Annotated in this window: 17 protein-coding genes; 12 read left to right on the forward strand and 5 right to left on the reverse strand. The window is 60.8% G+C overall.

Features of this window, described 5'->3' with window-relative positions; genetic code table 11:
- Nucleotides 1–156: 156 nt before the first annotated feature.
- The 4 genes from ACSQ87_RS26590 to ACSQ87_RS26605 are packed head-to-tail and all read left to right on the forward strand — an operon-like array spanning nucleotide 157 to nucleotide 5,283.
- Nucleotides 157–633, forward strand: a complete 477-nt coding sequence (locus ACSQ87_RS26590; protein ID WP_095131525.1) for a formate dehydrogenase subunit gamma — start codon at nucleotides 157–159, stop codon at nucleotides 631–633.
- Nucleotides 630–2,186 (forward strand): formate dehydrogenase beta subunit, encoded by a 1,557-nt coding sequence (locus ACSQ87_RS26595; protein ID WP_436274728.1) that lies wholly within the window; start codon nucleotides 630–632, stop codon nucleotides 2,184–2,186. Before ACSQ87_RS26590 ends, ACSQ87_RS26595 begins: the two co-directional genes overlap by 4 nt.
- Nucleotides 2,183–5,065, forward strand: coding sequence for a formate dehydrogenase subunit alpha (fdhF, locus tag ACSQ87_RS26600; protein WP_436274729.1), 2,883 nt, complete (start codon nucleotides 2,183–2,185; stop codon nucleotides 5,063–5,065). Before ACSQ87_RS26595 ends, fdhF begins: the two co-directional genes overlap by 4 nt.
- Complete coding sequence (locus ACSQ87_RS26605; RefSeq protein WP_046045986.1) at nucleotides 5,062–5,283, forward strand: formate dehydrogenase subunit delta; 222 nt, start codon at nucleotides 5,062–5,064, stop codon at nucleotides 5,281–5,283. The genes fdhF and ACSQ87_RS26605 overlap by 4 nt, the downstream gene beginning before the upstream one ends.
- Before the next feature lie 160 nt (nucleotides 5,284–5,443).
- On the opposite strand, the gene ACSQ87_RS26610 is transcribed toward ACSQ87_RS26605, so the two are convergent.
- Both ACSQ87_RS26610 and ACSQ87_RS26615 read right to left on the reverse strand, forming a co-directional pair.
- Nucleotides 5,444–6,826, reverse strand: a complete 1,383-nt coding sequence (locus tag ACSQ87_RS26610; RefSeq protein ID WP_436274730.1) for a HAMP domain-containing sensor histidine kinase — start codon at nucleotides 6,824–6,826, stop codon at nucleotides 5,444–5,446.
- Entirely contained in the window at nucleotides 6,823–7,533 is a 711-nt protein-coding gene (locus ACSQ87_RS26615) for a response regulator (protein WP_223429759.1), read from the reverse strand. Before ACSQ87_RS26615 ends, ACSQ87_RS26610 begins: the two co-directional genes overlap by 4 nt.
- Nucleotides 7,534–7,699: 166 nt before the next feature.
- Here ACSQ87_RS26615 and ACSQ87_RS26620 point away from each other — a divergent pair, with 166 nt between their 5' ends.
- The 6 genes from ACSQ87_RS26620 to ACSQ87_RS26645 all read left to right on the forward strand — a co-directional run bounded on the left by ACSQ87_RS26620 (nucleotide 7,700) and on the right by ACSQ87_RS26645 (nucleotide 12,044).
- The gene (locus ACSQ87_RS26620; RefSeq protein WP_436274731.1) at nucleotides 7,700–8,491 is read left to right on the forward strand and encodes an MlaA family lipoprotein; all 792 of its coding nucleotides are present in this window, start codon (nucleotides 7,700–7,702) and stop codon (nucleotides 8,489–8,491) included.
- Nucleotides 8,481–8,744, forward strand: coding sequence for a hypothetical protein (locus ACSQ87_RS26625; RefSeq protein WP_223429761.1), 264 nt, complete (start codon nucleotides 8,481–8,483; stop codon nucleotides 8,742–8,744). The genes ACSQ87_RS26620 and ACSQ87_RS26625 overlap by 11 nt, the downstream gene beginning before the upstream one ends.
- Nucleotides 8,745–8,822: 78 nt before the next feature.
- Nucleotides 8,823–10,745: an alkaline phosphatase D family protein gene (locus tag ACSQ87_RS26630; RefSeq protein ID WP_436274732.1), complete on the forward strand. Its 1,923-nt coding sequence runs from the start codon at nucleotides 8,823–8,825 to the stop codon at nucleotides 10,743–10,745.
- Between the two features lie 32 nt (nucleotides 10,746–10,777).
- Nucleotides 10,778–11,281: an adenylate kinase gene (locus ACSQ87_RS26635; protein ID WP_436274733.1), complete on the forward strand. Its 504-nt coding sequence runs from the start codon at nucleotides 10,778–10,780 to the stop codon at nucleotides 11,279–11,281.
- 25 nt (nucleotides 11,282–11,306) lie between these two features.
- Entirely contained in the window at nucleotides 11,307–11,744 is a 438-nt protein-coding gene (locus tag ACSQ87_RS26640) for a bleomycin resistance protein (protein ID WP_223429764.1), read from the forward strand.
- A gap of 102 nt (nucleotides 11,745–11,846) precedes the next feature.
- Nucleotides 11,847–12,044, forward strand: coding sequence for a hypothetical protein (locus ACSQ87_RS26645; RefSeq protein ID WP_436274734.1), 198 nt, complete (start codon nucleotides 11,847–11,849; stop codon nucleotides 12,042–12,044).
- Nucleotides 12,045–12,163: 119 nt separating this feature from the next.
- Here the strand turns inward: ACSQ87_RS26645 and ACSQ87_RS26650 are convergent, their stop codons facing one another.
- Nucleotides 12,164–13,339: an aspartate aminotransferase family protein gene (locus tag ACSQ87_RS26650; RefSeq protein WP_223429766.1), complete on the reverse strand. Its 1,176-nt coding sequence runs from the start codon at nucleotides 13,337–13,339 to the stop codon at nucleotides 12,164–12,166.
- Between the two features lie 101 nt (nucleotides 13,340–13,440).
- Between ACSQ87_RS26650 and ACSQ87_RS26655 the strand changes: the two genes are divergently transcribed.
- Together ACSQ87_RS26655 and ACSQ87_RS26660 are read left to right on the forward strand one after the other, a co-directional pair.
- On the forward strand, nucleotides 13,441–14,346 hold the full coding sequence (locus ACSQ87_RS26655; RefSeq protein WP_436274735.1) for a LysR family transcriptional regulator: 906 nt from the start codon (nucleotides 13,441–13,443) through the stop codon (nucleotides 14,344–14,346).
- A 75-nt stretch (nucleotides 14,347–14,421) separates the two neighbouring features.
- A complete protein-coding gene (locus ACSQ87_RS26660; protein ID WP_436274736.1) occupies nucleotides 14,422–15,435 on the forward strand; it encodes a sensor domain-containing diguanylate cyclase in 1,014 nt (337 codons plus the stop codon).
- A gap of 19 nt (nucleotides 15,436–15,454) precedes the next feature.
- On the opposite strand, the gene msrA is transcribed toward ACSQ87_RS26660, so the two are convergent.
- Together msrA and ACSQ87_RS26670 are read right to left on the reverse strand one after the other, a co-directional pair.
- A complete protein-coding gene (gene msrA, locus ACSQ87_RS26665) occupies nucleotides 15,455–16,162 on the reverse strand; it encodes a peptide-methionine (S)-S-oxide reductase MsrA (RefSeq protein WP_223429769.1) in 708 nt (235 codons plus the stop codon).
- Nucleotides 16,163–16,193: 31 nt separating this feature from the next.
- A complete protein-coding gene (locus ACSQ87_RS26670; protein ID WP_436274737.1) occupies nucleotides 16,194–17,960 on the reverse strand; it encodes a cytochrome c biogenesis protein DipZ in 1,767 nt (588 codons plus the stop codon).
- Nucleotides 17,961–17,974 lie beyond the last annotated feature (14 nt).

Raw genomic sequence — 17,974 nt, forward strand, 5'->3', positions numbered from 1 at the left:
CGAAGACCGCGCCGGGCACAACAAGATGCCCGCACAGGGTGCCCTGGCCAACGGCCTGAAATTGCCACGATACCGTGACGTGGTGTGAGTGCCGCAGCCGACACTTTCGGACGACCGACAACCATCTGGTTTGTCCGTGACCGTGAGGAATGCTGAATGCCTGATGAGATGTTGCACCTACCTATGGTCAACAGCCTGCTGGAGCGCCACAAACGCTCCCCCGGTGCACTGTTGCCCATTCTTCATGAGATTCAGGAGGGCATCGGTTATATCCCCGATGCCGCCATCCCCGAGATTGCCCACGCGCTAAACCTGAGTCAGGCCGAGGTTCGCGGGGTGATCAGCTTTTACCATGACTTCCGCACCGCGCCTCCGGCCCGGCATATCCTGCGTCTGTGCCGGGCCGAGTCCTGCAAGAGCCGCGGCGCCGAGCAGCTCGCCGCGCAGTTGCGCGAACGCCTGCAACTGGACGACCACGGCAGCAGTGCCGACGGCAACATCAGTCTGCGCCCGGTGTATTGCCTCGGCGCTTGCGCCTGCTCGCCCGCTCTGGAACTGGATGGCCAGGTGCATGCGCGGCTCAGCGCCGAGCGTCTGGATGCCTTGCTCGACGCTTGCCGGGAGGACGCATGATGCCGACTCTTTATCTGTCCGCTGATTCCCTGGCCCGTGCCGTGGGCGCCGATGAGGTGGCCTTGGCCCTTGCCAATCAGTCGCAGGAAAGCAATCTGGACCTGCAACGCACCAGCTCGCGCGGCCTGTACTGGCTGGAGCCGCTGCTGGAAGTGGACAGCCCGCAAGGCCGTATCGGCTTCGGCCCGCTGACTGCTGCCGATGTGCCGTCCGTGCTCGATGCGCTCCAAGGCGAGCCGTCTTCTCATCCACTGGCCTTGGGCCTGGTGGAAGAGTTGCCCTATCTGAAGACGCAACAACGCCTACTGTTTGCCCGTGCCGGCATTACCCGGCCGCTGTCCCTGGAGGATTACCGGGCTCACGGCGGCTTCGAGGGCTTGACCCAAGCCATCGCCTTGGGCGGCGAACAGACCGCGACCGCGGTGTTCGATTCGGGCCTGCGTGGCCGTGGCGGCGCAGCTTTCCCGGCCGGGATCAAATGGCGCACGGTGCGCGCTACCCAGGCGGCGCAGAAGTACATTGTGTGCAACGCCGACGAAGGTGACTCCGGCACCTTTGCCGATCGCATGTTGATGGAAGGCGACCCCTTCCTGCTGATCGAAGGCATGGCCATTGCCGGCATCACCGTCGGTGCCAGCTACGGCTACATCTATGTGCGCTCGGAATATCCACAAGCCGTGGCGACATTGCGCGAGGCGCTGGATATCGCTCGGTCCGCCGGTTACCTCGGCGCCAATGTCGGCGGCAGCGGCCAGGCCTTCGATATGGAAGTGCGAGTCGGTGCCGGCGCTTACATCTGCGGTGAAGAAACCGCGCTGCTGGACTCTCTCGAAGGCAAGCGCGGGATCGTCCGCGCCAAGCCGCCGATCCCCGCGTTGCAGGGCCTGTTCGGCCTGCCGACCCTGGTGCACAACGTGCTGACCCTGGCCTCGGTTCCGTTGATTCTGGCCAAGGGCGCGCAGTTTTATCGCGATTACGGCATGGGCCGCTCGCTGGGCACGATGCCGTTCCAGTTGGCGGGCAATATTCGTCGCGGCGGCCTGGTGGAACGGGCCTTTGGCCTGACCCTGCGGGAACTGGTGGAAGACTACGGCGGAGGGACCGCCAGTGGCCGACCGCTGAAAGCCGCCCAAGTCGGTGGCCCCCTCGGCGCCTGGGTGCCGCCAAGTCAATTCGACACGCCGCTGGATTACGAAGCCTTCGCCGCCATCGGCGCGATGCTCGGTCACGGTGGTGTGGTGGTGGCTGACGACAGCCTGGACATGGCCCACATGGCGCGCTTCGCCATGCAGTTCTGTGCCGAGGAATCCTGTGGCAAATGCACCCCATGCCGCATCGGCTCGACCCGGGGCGTGGAGGTGATCGACCGCCTGCTGGCTGCGCCTGACCAGAGCGGTCGTGATGAACAGGTGATCATCCTCAAGGACCTGTGCGACACCCTGCAATACGGTTCGCTGTGCGCGTTGGGCGGCATGGTCTCCTTTCCTGTAGCCAGCGCCCTCAAGTACTTCCCCGCCGACTTCGGTCTGCAATCTTCGGAGGCCGACCAATGATCACTCTCTTCGACCCGAACACCGATATTGATCTAGGCACTCCGGCCCGCGACAGCCAGGTGCAGGTCACCTTGAACATCGACGGCCGCAGCATCAGCGTGCCCGAAGGCACCTCGGTGATGCGCGCCGCCGCGCTGTTGGGCACCACTATTCCGAAACTGTGCGCCACCGACAGCCTGGAAGCCTTCGGCTCCTGCCGCATGTGCCTGGTGGAGATCGACGGCATGCGCGGCTACCCGGCGTCTTGCACCACGCCGGTCACCGAAGGCATGAGCGTGCACACCCAGACGCCGAAACTCGCGACCCTGCGCCGCAACGTCATGGAGCTGTACATCTCCGATCACCCGCTGGACTGCCTGACCTGCTCGGCCAACGGCAACTGCGAGTTGCAAACCGTCGCCGGCCAGGTCGGTCTGCGGGAAGTGCGTTACGGCTATGAAGGCGACAACCATCTGGCCGATGTGAAGGACACTTCCAACCCCTACTTCGACTACGACCCAAGCAAGTGCATCGTCTGCAACCGCTGCGTGCGCGCCTGCGAAGAAACCCAGGGCACCTTCGCCCTGACTATTACCGGACGCGGTTTCGAATCCCGGGTCGAGGCCGCCGGTGGCGACAACTTCCTCGACTCGGAATGCGTGTCCTGCGGCGCCTGTGTGCAAGCCTGCCCTACCGCGACCCTGATGGAAAAAAGCGTGGTCGAACTGGGTCAGCCCGAACGCAGCGTGATCACCACCTGTGCCTATTGCGGCGTGGGCTGCTCGTTCCGCGCCGAGATGAAAGGCGACCAGCTGGTGCGCATGGTTCCGGACAAGAATGGCCAGGCCAACCACGGCCACTCTTGCGTAAAAGGACGCTTTGCCTGGGGCTACGCCACCCACCCGGATCGCATCACCAAACCGATGATCCGCAAACACATCAACGACCCTTGGCAGGAAGTCAGCTGGGATGAAGCGGTGACCTACGCCGCCAGCGAATTCCGCCGGCTGCAGCAAAAATACGGCCGCGATTCCATTGGTGGCATCACCTCCAGCCGCTGCACCAACGAAGAAACCTACCTGGTGCAAAAACTGGTGCGCGCCGCGTTCGGCAACAACAACGTCGACACCTGTGCGCGGGTCTGCCACTCGCCGACTGGCTATGGCCTGAAACAAACCCTGGGCGAATCCGCCGGCACCCAGAGTTTCGACTCGGTGATGCAGGCCGATGTGATCCTGGTAATGGGCGCCAACCCCAGCGACGCCCACCCGGTGTTCGCCTCCCAGCTCAAACGCCGCCTGCGCGAAGGCGCACGGCTGATCGTCATCGACCCACGACGCATTGATCTGGTGGACTCGGTGCATGCCCGCGCCGAACTGCACCTGGCCCTGCGTCCGGGCACCAACGTCGCCATGCTCAACGCCCTGGCCCACGTCATCGTCACCGAAGGCCTGCTCAACCAGGCCTTTATCGACGCTCGTTGCGAGGGAACGGATTTCGCCCACTGGAGCGAGTTCGTCAGCCGCGCGGAAAACTCACCGGAAGTCCTTGGCGCTATCTGCGGCGTAGACCCTGCCGACATCCGCGCCGCCGCCCGCCTGTATGCAACCGGTGGCAACGCCGCGATCTATTACGGCCTGGGCGTCACCGAGCACAGCCAGGGCAGCACCGCCGTCATGGGCATCGCCAACCTGGCCATGGCCACTGGCAACATCGGCCGCGAAGGCGTGGGCGTGAACCCGCTGCGGGGACAGAACAACGTTCAGGGCTCCTGCGACATGGGTTCCTTCCCCCACGAGCTGCCCGGTTACCGACACATCTCCAACGAGGTGGTACGGACGCAGTTCGAACAGGCCTGGAATGTCACCCTGCAACCCGATCCGGGCCTGCGCATTCCCAACATGTTCGAAGCCGCCCTCAGCGGCAGCTTCAAGGGCCTGTATTGCCAGGGCGAGGACATCGCCCAGAGCGACCCGAATACCCAACACGTCACCGCAGCCCTGTCCGCCATGGAATGCATCGTGGTGCAGGACATTTTCCTCAACGAAACCGCCAAGTTCGCCCATGTGTTCCTGCCGGGCTGCTCGTTCCTGGAAAAAGACGGCACCTTCACCAACGCCGAGCGGCGCATCTCCCGGGTGCGCAAGGTCATGGACCCTCTGGGCGGCAAGGCTGACTGGGAAGGCACCGTGGCCCTGGCCAACGCGCTGGGCTATCCAATGAACTACAAACATCCGTCAGAAATCATGGATGAAATCGCCAGCCTGACGCCGACCTTCACCAACGTCAGCTACACCGAACTTGATCGCCACGGCAGCCTGCAATGGCCGTGCAACGCCGCGGCACCGGACGGCACGCCGACCATGCACATCGAGGAGTTCGTGCGCGGCAAGGGGCGCTTCATGCTCACCGGCTACGTGCCCACCGAGGAAAAGGTCAACAATCGCTATCCGCTGCTGCTGACCACCGGGCGCATCCTCAGCCAGTACAACGTCGGCGCCCAGACCCGGCGTACCGAGAACGTTGCCTGGCACGACGAAGACCGCCTGGAAATCCACCCGAGCGACGCCGAGAGCCGTGGCATCAACGAAGGTGACTGGGTCGGCATCGGCAGCCGCGCCGGCCAGACCGTTCTGCGTGCGCGGGTCACCGAACGGGTCGCCCCGGGCGTGGTGTACACCACTTTCCACTTCCCTGAATCGGGGGCCAACGTGATCACCACCGACAACTCCGACTGGGCTACCAACTGTCCGGAGTACAAGGTCACGGCCGTGGAAGTCAGCCGCGTCTACCACCCTTCCGAGTGGCAAAAACGCTATCAGGAGTTCAGCGACAACCAGCACCGCCTGCTCGACGAACGCCGCCAGGCGCGTGGCACTAAAGCCGAGGTACGCCGATGAGCACTGAAAATCTGATCAAAATGGTCAACCAGATCGCCCAGTACTTCGCCAGCGAACCGGACCAGCAACAGGCCGTGCTCGGCGTGCGTAATCATCTGCAGATGTACTGGACGCCCGGCATGCGCAAGGAATTGCTGGCCTGGCAGACAGAACATCAGGGCGCAGACTTGCACCCACTGGCGCAGGCCGCGGTCAGTGGGGCGGGTTGGGAGGCTTAAGCTCAGATGATCCATTAAGCCGTCACGCAGTCCGTAGCAGCTGGCGGAGCCTGCGTTCGGCTGCGTAGCAGTCGTGAAATCAGGGGATGCAGTGTTTCAGGAAGACCGCAAACTCAGGTTTTACGACTGCTACGCAGCCGAACGCAGGCTCCGCCAGCTGCTACAAGATTGCGTCATTGCAGAAATTGCTTAACTGTCTGGGCGTTGGATGCACCGGCAGCACCACCAACGCCTCCAATCCGCCCGTCGACCGATTACGCAGTGTCAGCTTGCCTCCGTGTTCCAGCACAATCGCCCGCGCCGCCGATAACCCCAAACCAACACCCCCAGTGCTTCTGTTCCGAGAGACTTCCAGTCTGAAGAACGGTGCAAAAACCTGTTCAAGGCTGGCATCCGGAATACCCGGCCCACGATCCAGTACTTTGATCCGCACCTCCCCGGCTCCGGGGATCAGTTCAATCGCCGGTTCACTACCGTACTTGATCGCGTTTTCCAGCAGATTGGTCATCACCCGCTTAAGCCCCAACGGGCGCCCGAAATACACCCACCGCAGCGGCCCACTGAACGCAATTTCAATCCGCTGATCCCGGTAATCGTCCAGCAGCGTTTGCAGCAGTTCCGCCAGATCAAACTGGGTCGCCGGCTCAAGCCGCGCATCATCGCGGAAGAACTCCAACGCCGAGTTGATCATCGCCTGCATTTCATCCACATCACGAAACAACCGCTGCTGTTGCTCGCTGTCTTCGATGAACTCCCCACGCAAACGCATCCGCGTCAGGGGCGTGCGCAGGTCGTGGGAGATGGCGGCGAGCATTTGTGTGCGGTCGCGTATGAAGTGCTGCAACTGAGCTTGCATGGCGTTGAAGGCGAGGATTGCCTGGCGAATTTCCTGTGGCCCCAGCGGCTCGATGGGCGGTGCGCGGAAGTCCACGCCGAAGCGTCGGGCACCTTCGGCAAAGTGCTGCAAAGGTGTGGCCAGGCGCCGGGTGGCGATCAGCGCGACCAGGGCGGTGGAGATCAGCACCAGCAGGATCACGATCAGGTAGCGTGGCGTTTCGTCGAGTCCCCAACTGCGCGAGGGCGCGGAGAACATCAGCCAGGACGAATCCGATAGCTCGATCAGCAGCGCGTAATGCGCATCCGCCGTGTGCTCCGTCCAGTCGGCCGGTTCATAGGCTTCGATGCGCCGGTCTGGGGATCTAAGCATTGGCTGCAGGATGGTCGAGCCGATGTCGGACTTCGGATCTTCCACGGCCGGCAGATTGAGATCGTGCCGGTCCGGGTGCCAACTGACAGTGAAGCCGTTCTCGCCGGCAGCTTGCGCCAATGAATTGCGCAGTGGCGCCGGTGCAGCCTCGATGACGCGGGTGATGGCCGCGGCTTTTTCCAGCAGGCCGGTTTCGGTCAGCGGCGGACGCGCCCACACGCCGGCCAGTTGGATAAACAGCCCGTTGAGTGCCAATGAAATGAGCATGGCCAAAATGATCGTCAACGCGATCCAGCGCGCCACCGTATCCCGGCGAATCCGCTTCAGCCAGCTCATCGCCGCGTCACGCTGGGCGTGAACAGGTAACCGCCATTGCGCACGGTGCGGATCATCGCCGGGCGCTTGGTGTCGGACTCGAGTTTGCGCCGCAGGCGGCTGACCTGAACGTCGATGCTGCGATCGAACGCCTCATGACAATGCCCGCGTGCCAGGTCCAGCAATTGCTCGCGGGTGAGAATACGCTGCGGGTGTTCGACGAAGACCAGCAGCAGGTCGAATTCGCCGGCCGACAGCGGGATCATCACGTTGTCCGGCGAGCGAAGCTCACGACGGGTGACGTCCAGGTGCCAGTCGGCGAAGTCGATCAGCGGACGAGGCCGTTCCTGCGATACCGGACGGCGCTCGTCCACGCGACGCAGCACGGCGCGCACTCTGGCCAGCAGTTCACGGGCGTCGAAGGGTTTGGTCAGGTAATCATCGGCGCCCAGTTCGAGGCCGACCACCCGGTCGCTGAGTTCGCCCATGGCCGTGAGCATGATCACCGGAATGGAGTGTCGGATCCGCAGTTGCTGGCACAGGATCAGCCCGCTGTCCCCGGGCAACATCACGTCAAGAATGATCAGGTCTGGCGGCTGGTGCTCGATGGCCGCCCACAGCGACGGGCCGTCGGTGGCGACCTCGACGCTGTAGCCGTGCTGCACGAAGAATTTTTTCAGTAGATCAAGGACCTCAAGGTCGTCGTCCACAATTAAAAGGCTGTTCACCGAAGGTCACTTAAGGGGCGAATGGAACCGCCATCTAAAACCATTCACGGCAGCACGTCATATATTTCAATCCTGCAATAAAGCGTCAGCGCCGCAATAAACCAGACATCTTTGCGCAAGGCGCGGGGCTCAGCATCTCGGCGAATTCCTCCCGAGAATCGCGTCCATGTTGCCTTTCAAATGTGCTCCCTGGCTGGCCCGCAACACCTCGATTGCCGTGCTGACCGCCGGGCTGGCGGGTTGCAGCAGTCAGCCGCCGTCCACCAACGATGTGAGTTGCGCCGACATCGCCTATTCGGTGTACGACCCGGCGGAACCGTTCAATCGTGGGGTCTTCGCGTTCAATCGGGTGGTCGATGACTACGCCATGGCGCCGGTCGCTCGCGGCTATCGCTACTCGCCGGACTTTTTCCAGACCGGTGTGCATAACTTTGTCGCGAACTTCGGCGAGCCCAAGGTCTTTATCAATGACCTGCTGCAAGGCAACCCGATGCGCTCGGCCAATACACTGGGGCGTTTCGTGCTGAACACCACCGTCGGCGTGGTGGGCTTGATCGACGTCTCCGGCATGGCCGGCATCCCGCGTCACGACGCAGATTTCGGCCAGACGTTCGGCGTGTGGGGCATCGGCAACGGTCCGATCGTCGAGTTGCCGTTGCTCGGCACTTCCAACAGCCGCGACGCCGTCGGCCGCGTGCTCGGTTTTGTGGTCGATCCGTTTGGCAGCAACAGCGAAACCGTGGACACGCTGTCCACCATCAGCACAGTCGGCGGCATCGTCGATGACCGCGCAGAAGCCTTACCGCTGACCGACAGCCTGCAAAAACTGCCGGACTACTACAGCGCGTTACGCAACGTGGTCGCCGAGCATCGTGCCGCCTACGTGGCCGATGGCAAACAAGGCTCGGCGCAGACAACCAAACATCAATGCACAGGAGCACCGGCCGATGGTTTCTGAAGGCAATAGCCTGATTCTGCAGCAACGGGTCATCCAGCACGACCCGGCCACTCTGCACTGTCGGGAAATTACCCTGCGCCTGTCAGCGGACTGTCGTCATCTGGTGCTCAGCCGCTACACCGAACACTATGGCCCGGCGCTGGTGCGATGGATCGAGCGTAGCCACACGGTATCCGTGACAGAGCTGTTTCGCTGGCTCGTGGCCAATGGCGAGACGGATGTAATGAAGGCGGACAGCGAGCTGTTGCCTTGACTGCCGGATTCGAGTCACTTGCATTTCATTGACCTCAGCTGCGTTATCATCGCGCGCTTCTCTGTTCCAAAAACCCGGATGTCCATGTCTTTGCCGCTGCCTGACGATCATCAATCCCTGCCACCCGTCCTGGTCGGGCCGCTGTTGCGGCGTCTGGAGCCCTCGCGGCTGGTGATGTGGCTGGTGGGGTCGCGGGCGTTGTCGCTGAGGTTGCGTTTGCAAGATCGCGACGCTATCCACCTCAACGCAAGTCAGTGCACGATCATTGCGGTGGGCACCCAGGCCTTTGTTCATTTGATCGACGTATCGCTGGACGCCGCCCTGCCCTGCGACACGCTAATCGAATACGACCTGCTGATTGACGACGCTGGCGCCGGCATCGCCGATTGGGCCCCGCACTTGCTGTACGGCGACGCCCGTTGCCCAAACTTCGTCCTGCAAAAACGGGCCGATCATCTGTTGCACGGCTCCTGCCGCAAACCTCACCATCCGGCCCCGGACGGTTTGCTGTGCGTCGATCGTTTGCTGGAGACCGAGCCGGATGCGCACAAACGTCCGGCGCTGTTGATGATGAGCGGCGATCAGGTCTACGCCGACGATGTCGCGGGGCCGATGCTGCGAGCCATCCATGCCTTGATCAAGCGACTTGGGCTGTTCGAAGAGCACCTCGAAGGCGCGGTGGTCAGCGACAGCGCCAAGCTCTACGAGCACCCCGCCAGCTACTACCATCGTGCGGATTTATTACCGGCGCTGGAGAGCAACGAAACCCTGCGCGAGCGATTTTTCGGTGGGGCGCGTAAGCCGATTTTCACCAGCAGCAGTGCCGACAACCATCTGGTGACGTTCGCCGAAGTCATGGCCATGTACCTGCTGGTCTGGTCGCCGACACCCTGGTCATTGATCGCCCCGCAACCGCCGGCACTGACGCCTGCAAGACGCGAGCGTTATGCGCTTGAGCAGACGCGCATCGATGGCTTCAAGGCCGGGCTTGGAGGCGTCGCCCGAGCACTCGCTCACCTGCCGTGCCTGATGATTTTCGACGATCACGATATTACCGATGACTGGAATCTTTCCGCGCAATGGGAGGAAACGGCCTACGGCCATCCGTTCTCCAGGCGCATCATCGGCAACGCACTGATTGCTTATATGCTGTGCCAGGGCTGGGGCAACAACCCGGATGCGTTCGGCGCAGTGCTGAAGAAGACCGGTGGATTGAGCGCGACCGGGCATGACCGCTACCTCGACAGTGACATTCAGGACGAGTTGATTGACGAACTTCTGAGATTTCAGAACTGGCATTACGTACTGCCCACCCGCCCGGCCATCGTCGTGCTCGACACCCGCACCCGACGCTGGCGCAGCGAGATGAACCTCAAGCAACCGTCAGGTCTGCTGGACTGGGAAGCCCTCAGCGAACTGCAGCAGGAACTGCTCGATCACCCTTCGGCCATCATCGTTTCGCCGGCACCGATCTTCGGCGTCAAACTGATCGAAACCGTGCAGCGGGTCTTCAGCTGGTGCGGTTATCCCCTGCTGGTGGACGCCGAAAACTGGATGGCCCATCGCGGCGCAGCCCAGGTGATCCTGAACATTTTCCGACACTCGCGCACACCCGGTAATTACGTGGTGCTGTCGGGCGATGTGCATTATTCCTTCGTCTACGAAGTACTGATCCGACACCGCAAGGCCGGCCCGCGAATCTGGCAGATCACCAGCAGCGGCATCAAAAACGAGTTCCCGCCCGCGCTGCTCGAGTGGTTCGACCGCCTCAACCGCTGGCTCTACTCGCCCCGCTCGCCGCTCAACTGGCTGACCAAACGTCGACGCATGCGCATTGTTCCGCATGTCCCGGAACATGCTGAAGCGGGTGAACGGCTGTGGAATTCGGCGGGGATCGGGCAAGTGTTCTTTAATGAAAAAGGACAGCCGCAGGAGATCTATCAGCACAACTCAAACGGTTCGCCGAAGACGCGGATGGTTGCGCCTGAAAATGACGACTGAAGGTATTTGCTTAAACATGATCGGTGTCGCTCATGAACCTCACCCGAACCCTGATCATCGGCAACTCCGGTTCCGGGAAAAGCTGGCTGGCCGAACGACTGGCCAAGCACCTGCAAGTGCCGTGGGTCGATCTCGATTCGATTCACTGGTTGTCCGACGAACACAGCATCGCCCGCCCCCGTGCCGAGGCGCTGGGCATGGCACGGGTGATGGCCAGTGAAGAGCGCTGGGTGATCGAAGGCGTTTACGGCTGGATCATCAGCGAACTCTTGCCCCGGGCGACAACACTGATCTGGCTGTGTGTTGAAGATGAGGAATGTGTTGCCAATATTCGTCAGCGAGAGTCGCAACGGGACAAGAATGACGAGTTGTTGATTGCATTGCTCGACTGGGCCGGCGGCTATCGTACGCGCGAAGAGTCCAGTGGATTTTCCGCGCATCAGCATCTGTTCGAAGGGTTTAGCGGTTCGAAACTCAAACTCAGGGATCGAACCGAAATCACAACATTCGCGAACACCGTGTTACAAGCCAACTAACTCACACTGTTTACCAAGGATACGTATGTTTGCACGGAGCAAATTAGTCCCCGAACTGATGGTCACGGACATCAAGAAAAGCCTTCACTTCTGGACCTCCCTGATCGGTTTTCATATCGCCTATGAACGCCCCGAAGTCGGCTTTGCCTACCTCGATCAAAACGGCGTTCAGATCATGTTGGAGCAATACGACCCGGCCGAAGGCCAGTGGATGACCGGCGCACTGCAAGTACCGTTTGGTCGCGGCATAAACTTTCAAATCACGGTCGATGTCGTCGAGCCGATACTCCAGCGCCTGGCCGACGTTGAATGGCCGCTGTTTCGTCCCTGCGCCGATGTCTGGTATCGAGCGGAGGCGGTGGAAGTCGGCCAACGCGAATTTCTGGTGCAGGATCCGGACGGTTATCTGGTTCGTTTGGTGGAGAGTTTGGGGGAGCGGCCGTTTGCGTCCGTAAGCCACTGAGCCAAGAGATGGCTTGTTATTCGGATCGGGATTACATCGATCACGGAAACGTCTTTTGGTAAGTCGATGGATACTGAGCGCCTGTCAAATGCGGAAAACACGATGCAAACCACCCAACAATCAGATAGCAATCACTTTGAAAAAGGCTGTGCTGCCAACTTCAAAGCAAGTGATGAAACCGCTTACCTTTTGAGTTCGAAAGCCAATGCGAAACGTTTGCTCAAGTCGATCGCTACTTTGAGGACAGGAACAACCAGTATCGGCAAGCCAATTACACCGACGGAAACGCCGATCATGTAGGAGCTGCCGAAGGCTGCGATCTTTTGATCTTGATTTTGGCCGGAACTAAAATCGCTGAAGATCAAAAGATCGCAGCCTTCGGCAGCTCCTACGAGAGGCTTGCGTGAGTCCTAGGGATGTCAGGCCACTTTCAGTGCCCGACACACCCCTCTGACAATCATCTCCACTTCCCGCTCATCAATCGTCAGCGGTGGCAGCAAGCGAATGGTCTTGCCCCGTGTCACGTTGATCAGCAAGCCGTGATCCCGCGCTGCGATCAGGGTCAGGTCGCGAATCGGCTGTTTCAGTTCGATGCCAATCATTAATCCCTGTCCACGGATCGCCAATACGTTCGGGTCGTCCGCCAATTCAATGCGCAACCTTGCCAGCAAACGCTCGCCCTGAAGTTTGGCGTTTTCCAGTAGCCCTTGTTCTTCGATGATCTCCAGCACAGTGCAACCGACCCGGCAGGCCAGTGGATTGCCGCCGAAGGTGCTGCCGTGACTGCCGGGGGTGAAGAGGTCGGCGGCTTTGCCCCGGGCCAGGCAAGCGCCGATGGGAATGCCGTTGCCCAGGCCCTTGGCCAGGGTCATGACGTCCGGAACGATGCCTTCGTGCTGAAAGGCAAACCACTGGCCGGTACGGCCGATGCCGGTCTGGATTTCGTCGAGCATCAGCAGCCACGCGCGCCGAGTGCAGAGTTCGCGAATGGCTTTCAGGTAACCGGGCGGGGCCATTTGGACACCGCTTTCACCCTGAATCGGTTCCATCAGGATCGCCACGATGCGCGGGCCGTGGGCTTGCTGCACCTTGTCCAGCGCCTTGAGGTCACCGAATGGCACTTTGACAAAGTCCCCCGGCAACTCGTTGAAGCCCAGGCGCACGGCCGGGCCATCACTGGCGGACAAGGTGCCCAGGGTACGGCCGTGAAAGGCGTTCTCCATGACCACCACCAGCGGTTGTTCGATACCTTTTTGCCAGCCATACAACCGAGCGAGTTTCAGTGCCGTCTCGTTGGCTTCGGCACCGGAGTTGTTGAAGAACGCTCGCTCCATGCCCGCCAGTTGCGTCAGTTTCTGCGCCAGCCGCTGTTGCCAGTCGATGCTGTAAAGATTGGACGTGTGCAACAGCAGCCCGGCCTGTTCACTGATGGCCGAGACTATTTTCGGATGGGAGTGACCGACATTGGTCACTGCCACGCCCGCCACCGCGTCCAAGTATTCACGACCGGCCTGATCCCACAGGCGTGTGCCCAAGCCCTTGCTGAAACTCAAGGCCAAAGGTTGGTAAGTGGTCATCAGGCAGGCGGCGGTCATGACATCAAGCTCCATCAATGGTCGGTGTTTTGCAGTATGGTTAGCCACCTGAGCTGGATAAACGCTGCAACACTTCAATCATTTTAAAGCTGGGCTTGATAATGGATTTGTTCCAGGCAATGACCGTTTACGTCAGGGTGGTGGAAACTGGCAGCATGACCGCTGCCGCTTTGCAGTGCGAAATGTCCACCACTATGGTCGGCAATCACCTGCGGGCGCTGGAGCAACGCCTGGGCGTACGACTGCTTAACCGAACAACGCGACGCCAGCGGTTGACGGAATTCGGAACCGCTTATTACCAGCGTTGCCTCGAAGTGCTGGGGCTGGTGGCCGATTCCGAACGGTTGGCCGAACAGACCCTCGACGAACCGAGTGGGACCTTACGCATCACTGCACCGCTGACGTTCGGTACCGAGCGGCTCGCGCCGGCGCTCGGCGAATTCGCCCTGCTGTGCCCACAGGTCAAGCTGGACGTGGTCCTGACCAACCAGCGAATGGATTTGCTCGACAACGGCTTCGATGTGGCGATTCGCCTTGGCACGACCGACCCGTCCAACCTGATCGCCCGGCCGCTCATCGACTACACGATGACCGTATGCGCATCGAAGGCGTACCTGAATCGCCGGGGTACGCCGGAAAAACCCGAAGACCTGCAACATCACGACTGTTTGTCCTTCGCTTACCCAGCCGGCGATGACTGGCATTCGGTAGGAAAGCAATGGCGCCTGACCGGCCCCGAAGGTGAAATCGTCGTGCCGGTCAGTGGCCCGATGCAGATCAACAGTTCGGCGGGCCTGCACCAGGCCGCGCGTGCGGGCATGGGCATCGTGATGGTGCCCGATGCCTTGGTCGAACAGGATCTTGCGGACGGAAAACTGGTGGCGTTGCTGCAGGATTACCAATTGCCTAGCCGGCCGATGAACCTGGTTTACCCGCAGGACCGTTACCGTTTACCGAAATTGCGCCGCTTCGTCGACTTCGCCATGCAGATGTGGGGCAAGCACTAGCCGGCTCAATACGCCATCGACTAATCTCCTCGACAGGCGTGTCACTTAGATATCAGGGCGGCAGGGAGTGCGGAGATGGGTGAGGCGTCGAATATCGAACCATTGAAGTTCAATCTGTCGGATTTGAACGAAGACATGCTGCACACCATTCTGGAACTGGTCAGCGACGGCATCTGGGACTGGAACGCCAACACCGGGTTCGTCTATCGCAACCCCGGGTGGTACGAGATGCTCGGCTACCCGCCTCATTCCCTGAATAACAACGTATTTACCTGGGAAAACGTGATCCATCCCGACGATTACCAGCAGGTCATGGCACTGTTCGATGACTACCTGAATCAGCGCGCCCCCGGCTATCAGGCCGAGTATCGCTGCCGCATGCAGGATGGCAGCTATACCTGGATCGAAGACCGTGGCTACGTACTGGCACGCAATGCCGACGGCTCGGTGGCGCGGATGGTCGGCGCGCACCGCAGCATCGAAGACAAGAAACGCCTGTACGAAGCGCTTGAACGGCGCAACCAATCCCTTGAAGCGATCGTTGAAGAACGCACCCGAGAGTTGTCTCGCGTCAATCAGCAACTGCAAATCCAACTCGAAGAAAACCGAAAACTGGCGGAAACCGACACACTGACCTCAATCGCCAATCGTTATCTTCTGGAAAAAGCCCTGCCCCAGGAATGCGAACGCGCCCAGCGCTTTCGACAACCGCTGTCGCTGATCGCTATGGACATCGACGACTTCAAGAACATCAACGATCACTATGGCCACGCGCTGGGCGATGCGGCATTGGTGCAGGTGATCGATAGCGTGAAGCACTGCGTACGCGAGGGTGATCTGCTCGCGCGTTGGGGCGGCGACGAGTTCATCCTGATCCTGCCCAATACAGCACTCGTCGATGCCCGGGCCCTCGCCGAACGTATCCGTCATGACCTCGCAAGCCTGCTGCCAGTGGGGGACTTTCAAGTGACCATGAGTTTTGGCGTGGTTCAGCGCTTTGACGAAGAACAACAGACCGGACTGCTGGCCAGGGCCGATCAGGCGCTGTATCGGTCGAAGATCGCGGGCAAGAATGTGATTTCGGGGTAAGGGCTATGCCCTTCACTTCTCACATCCCCGCCTTCACCAATACCGGTTTCTCCTGATACCGATCCGGATACAGCTGTTTCAGCTGCGCAACCTTCGGTAGATCGTTGATCACAATGTACGGATAGGTCGGGTGCTCGGTCAGAAAGTCCTGATGTTCCTCCTCGGCCGGGTAGAAACCGTTGTAGGTCTCCAGCTTGGTGACAATGGGTTTGTTGAACGAACGGGCAGCGTCCAGCTGGGCGATGTAGGCCTGGGCGATACGTTGCTGATCGCTGTTTTCCGGGAAAAGCGCCGAGCGATATTGAGTGCCGCTGTCAGGTCCCTGACGGTTGAGCTCGGTAGGGTTATGAGCCACCGAGAAGTAGATTTGCAGCAAGGTGCCGTAGCTGACCTGACGGGGGTCGAAGGTGACTTCGACGGATTCCGCATGACCGGTATCGCCACTGCTGACCCGCTCGTACTGAGCAGTATTGGCTGCACCGCCGGCGTAACCGGAGACCGCTTTCTTCACCCCTTTGACATGCTGGAACACGCCTTGTACGCCCCAGAAGCAACCGCCGGCAAAGACAGCCCTTTCGCTGTTGGCCTGGGTGGTTTCGTCGAGGGTGGGTGGAGGAATGATGACCGCGTCTTCTGCCGCACCGAAAGAGAACGCCAGGCATTGGCCGATGACGCCGGCAGCGGCCAGGCCCAACAGGGTGCGGCGCCAGGTGAATAGGGTTTTCATGAGGCTGTTTCCTGAATGAATGGAATGACGATCAACCGAACGTAAACGCATACGCCGACACTCCGGGATCGAGAAACTCGATGCTGAAGGTCCGATCCGTCACACCGCCGGTTTGGCGCACCAATTGGTACAAACGTTGTTCAGTCACGCTGCCGCTGCCGTCGGGCGCCACGTCGGTACCGTGGGCATCGCCGGGGGCTTTTCCGTCAATTAACACTTTGAAACGCGCCGGTTTACCGTCAGCACCAGGCCCCAACACCAGATGCAGATCGCGGGCATGGAAGCGGTAGACAATGCGACTGGCCGGCGCGCTTGAAGTCGCTCGCTCCGAGCCGACATTCCATTGACCGTCCAGGCTCCAGTCGTTGAGTGCTAATTGCGATGGAGCGCTATAGACCGACACCTTGTCCGGCACCAGACTGGTTTCAGGCACGAAATGCTCGGCACGTTGGTAGCCGACATAGGTTTCCGACGATTGCACTTCATTCATGTCCGGGGCCAGTTGAACACCTTCGGCACTGGCATTGATCAGACCGTCCGCGACCTTCGCGGCGCCTGCTTCGCGCAGCAGTTGCTGGATCACCCGCTCCGATTCGGCGTACTCGCCCTCGCCAAAGTGGTGATAACGGATGCGACCCTGAGCGTCGGCAAAATAGTGGGCTGGCCAGTATTGGTTGTTGAAAGCTCGCCAGACCTTGAAGTCATTATCGATGGCCACCGGGTAGTTGATGCCCAGGTCCTTCATGGCTTTGGTGACATTGCCTACGTCTCGTTCGAAAGCGAACTCGGGCGCATGGACGCCAATCACCACCAATCCCTGATCGCGGTATTTCTCGGCCCAAGCCTTCACATACGGCAGTGAGCGCAGGCAGTTGATGCAGGAGTAAGTCCAGAAATCCACCAGCACGACTTTGCCTTTCAAAGCCTGCGCAGTGAGGGGTGGCGAGTTGAGCCATTGCACTGCGCCATCCAGCGCTGGAAGGTTGCCTTCAATTGGCAGTGCGCCCGGCGTTTTGTCAGCCGCTTTCATTGCACTTCCCGAGGCCGGAACCTGCGCCATCATCGCCCCGCTAACGTTCGGTGATTGGCCGGCCAGCCGTCCCACCAACGCCTGCTCGATACCGCCGGTGGACGCCGTCGAAACCCGCGCCAGAATCCCGGTGTCGAGCCCCAGGGCGATCGCCGCGACACCGGCCAGCATCGCAGCCCCCAGACCTCGACGCAGCCACTCGCCAGCGCCGATGGAACGCTTCATCGCCGCGAAGACTTTACCGCCCAGCAGCAGCGCCACGGCGAGGGAAGTTGCGGCACCCGCGGCGTACGCCAGCAACAACAAGGTGGTTGCGATGCTTGCTCCTTGCAGCGCTGCTCCGGTCAGCAACAGCCCCAGAATCGGCCCGGCACACGGAGCCCAGAGCAGGCCCGTGGCGACACCGATCAGGAACGAAGCGCCAGGACGCGGCCGGGCATCGACGCCCGCGGCTTCCGACAACCGGCTGCCGGCCGCCACCAGTGGCCGGGTCAGACGCTCGGCCAATTGAGGCAGCAACAGCGTCAGCCCGAACAGTGCAACGAACAGCAATGCGAGCCAGCGACCGTACTGATTGACTTGCACCACCCAGCCGCCGCCCAGCGAGGCGACGAGCGCGAAGGTCAGCGCCATGCCCGCCAATAGCGGCAACCCGCTCTTCATGAATGGCTGCCCGGTGCGAGCAAAGACAAAGGGCAGCACCGGCAGGATGCACGGGCTGACAATCGTCAGCACACCACCGAGATAAGCGAGGACCAGAAGCCACATAACGTCGACCTGCA

This window comes from Pseudomonas sp. LjRoot277, assembly GCF_964253845.1.
Lineage (GTDB): Bacteria > Pseudomonadota > Gammaproteobacteria > Pseudomonadales > Pseudomonadaceae > Aquipseudomonas.

Excerpts from the sequence above, each read along its gene's own strand:
- ACSQ87_RS26635 (WP_436274733.1), top strand. The coding sequence starts at position 10,778 with ATGAACCTCACCCGAACCCTGATCATCGGCAACTCCGGTTCCGGGAAA.
- ACSQ87_RS26630 (WP_436274732.1), top strand. The coding sequence starts at position 8,823 with ATGTCCATGTCTTTGCCGCTGCCTGACGATCATCAATCCCTGCCACCC.
- ACSQ87_RS26655 (WP_436274735.1), top strand. The coding sequence starts at position 13,441 with ATGGATTTGTTCCAGGCAATGACCGTTTACGTCAGGGTGGTGGAAACT.
- ACSQ87_RS26670 (WP_436274737.1), bottom strand. The coding sequence starts at position 17,960 with ATGTGGCTTCTGGTCCTCGCTTATCTCGGTGGTGTGCTGACGATTGTC.
- ACSQ87_RS26640 (WP_223429764.1), top strand. The coding sequence starts at position 11,307 with ATGTTTGCACGGAGCAAATTAGTCCCCGAACTGATGGTCACGGACATC.
- ACSQ87_RS26595 (WP_436274728.1), top strand. The coding sequence starts at position 630 with ATGATGCCGACTCTTTATCTGTCCGCTGATTCCCTGGCCCGTGCCGTG.
- ACSQ87_RS26605 (WP_046045986.1), top strand. The coding sequence starts at position 5,062 with ATGAGCACTGAAAATCTGATCAAAATGGTCAACCAGATCGCCCAGTAC.
- ACSQ87_RS26660 (WP_436274736.1), top strand. The coding sequence starts at position 14,422 with ATGGGTGAGGCGTCGAATATCGAACCATTGAAGTTCAATCTGTCGGAT.
- ACSQ87_RS26590 (WP_095131525.1), top strand. The coding sequence starts at position 157 with ATGCCTGATGAGATGTTGCACCTACCTATGGTCAACAGCCTGCTGGAG.
- ACSQ87_RS26610 (WP_436274730.1), bottom strand. The coding sequence starts at position 6,826 with ATGAGCTGGCTGAAGCGGATTCGCCGGGATACGGTGGCGCGCTGGATC.
- ACSQ87_RS26620 (WP_436274731.1), top strand. The coding sequence starts at position 7,700 with ATGTTGCCTTTCAAATGTGCTCCCTGGCTGGCCCGCAACACCTCGATT.
- ACSQ87_RS26650 (WP_223429766.1), bottom strand. The coding sequence starts at position 13,339 with ATGACCGCCGCCTGCCTGATGACCACTTACCAACCTTTGGCCTTGAGT.
- ACSQ87_RS26645 (WP_436274734.1), top strand. The coding sequence starts at position 11,847 with ATGCAAACCACCCAACAATCAGATAGCAATCACTTTGAAAAAGGCTGT.
- ACSQ87_RS26625 (WP_223429761.1), top strand. The coding sequence starts at position 8,481 with ATGGTTTCTGAAGGCAATAGCCTGATTCTGCAGCAACGGGTCATCCAG.
- msrA (WP_223429769.1), bottom strand. The coding sequence starts at position 16,162 with ATGAAAACCCTATTCACCTGGCGCCGCACCCTGTTGGGCCTGGCCGCT.
- fdhF (WP_436274729.1), top strand. The coding sequence starts at position 2,183 with ATGATCACTCTCTTCGACCCGAACACCGATATTGATCTAGGCACTCCG.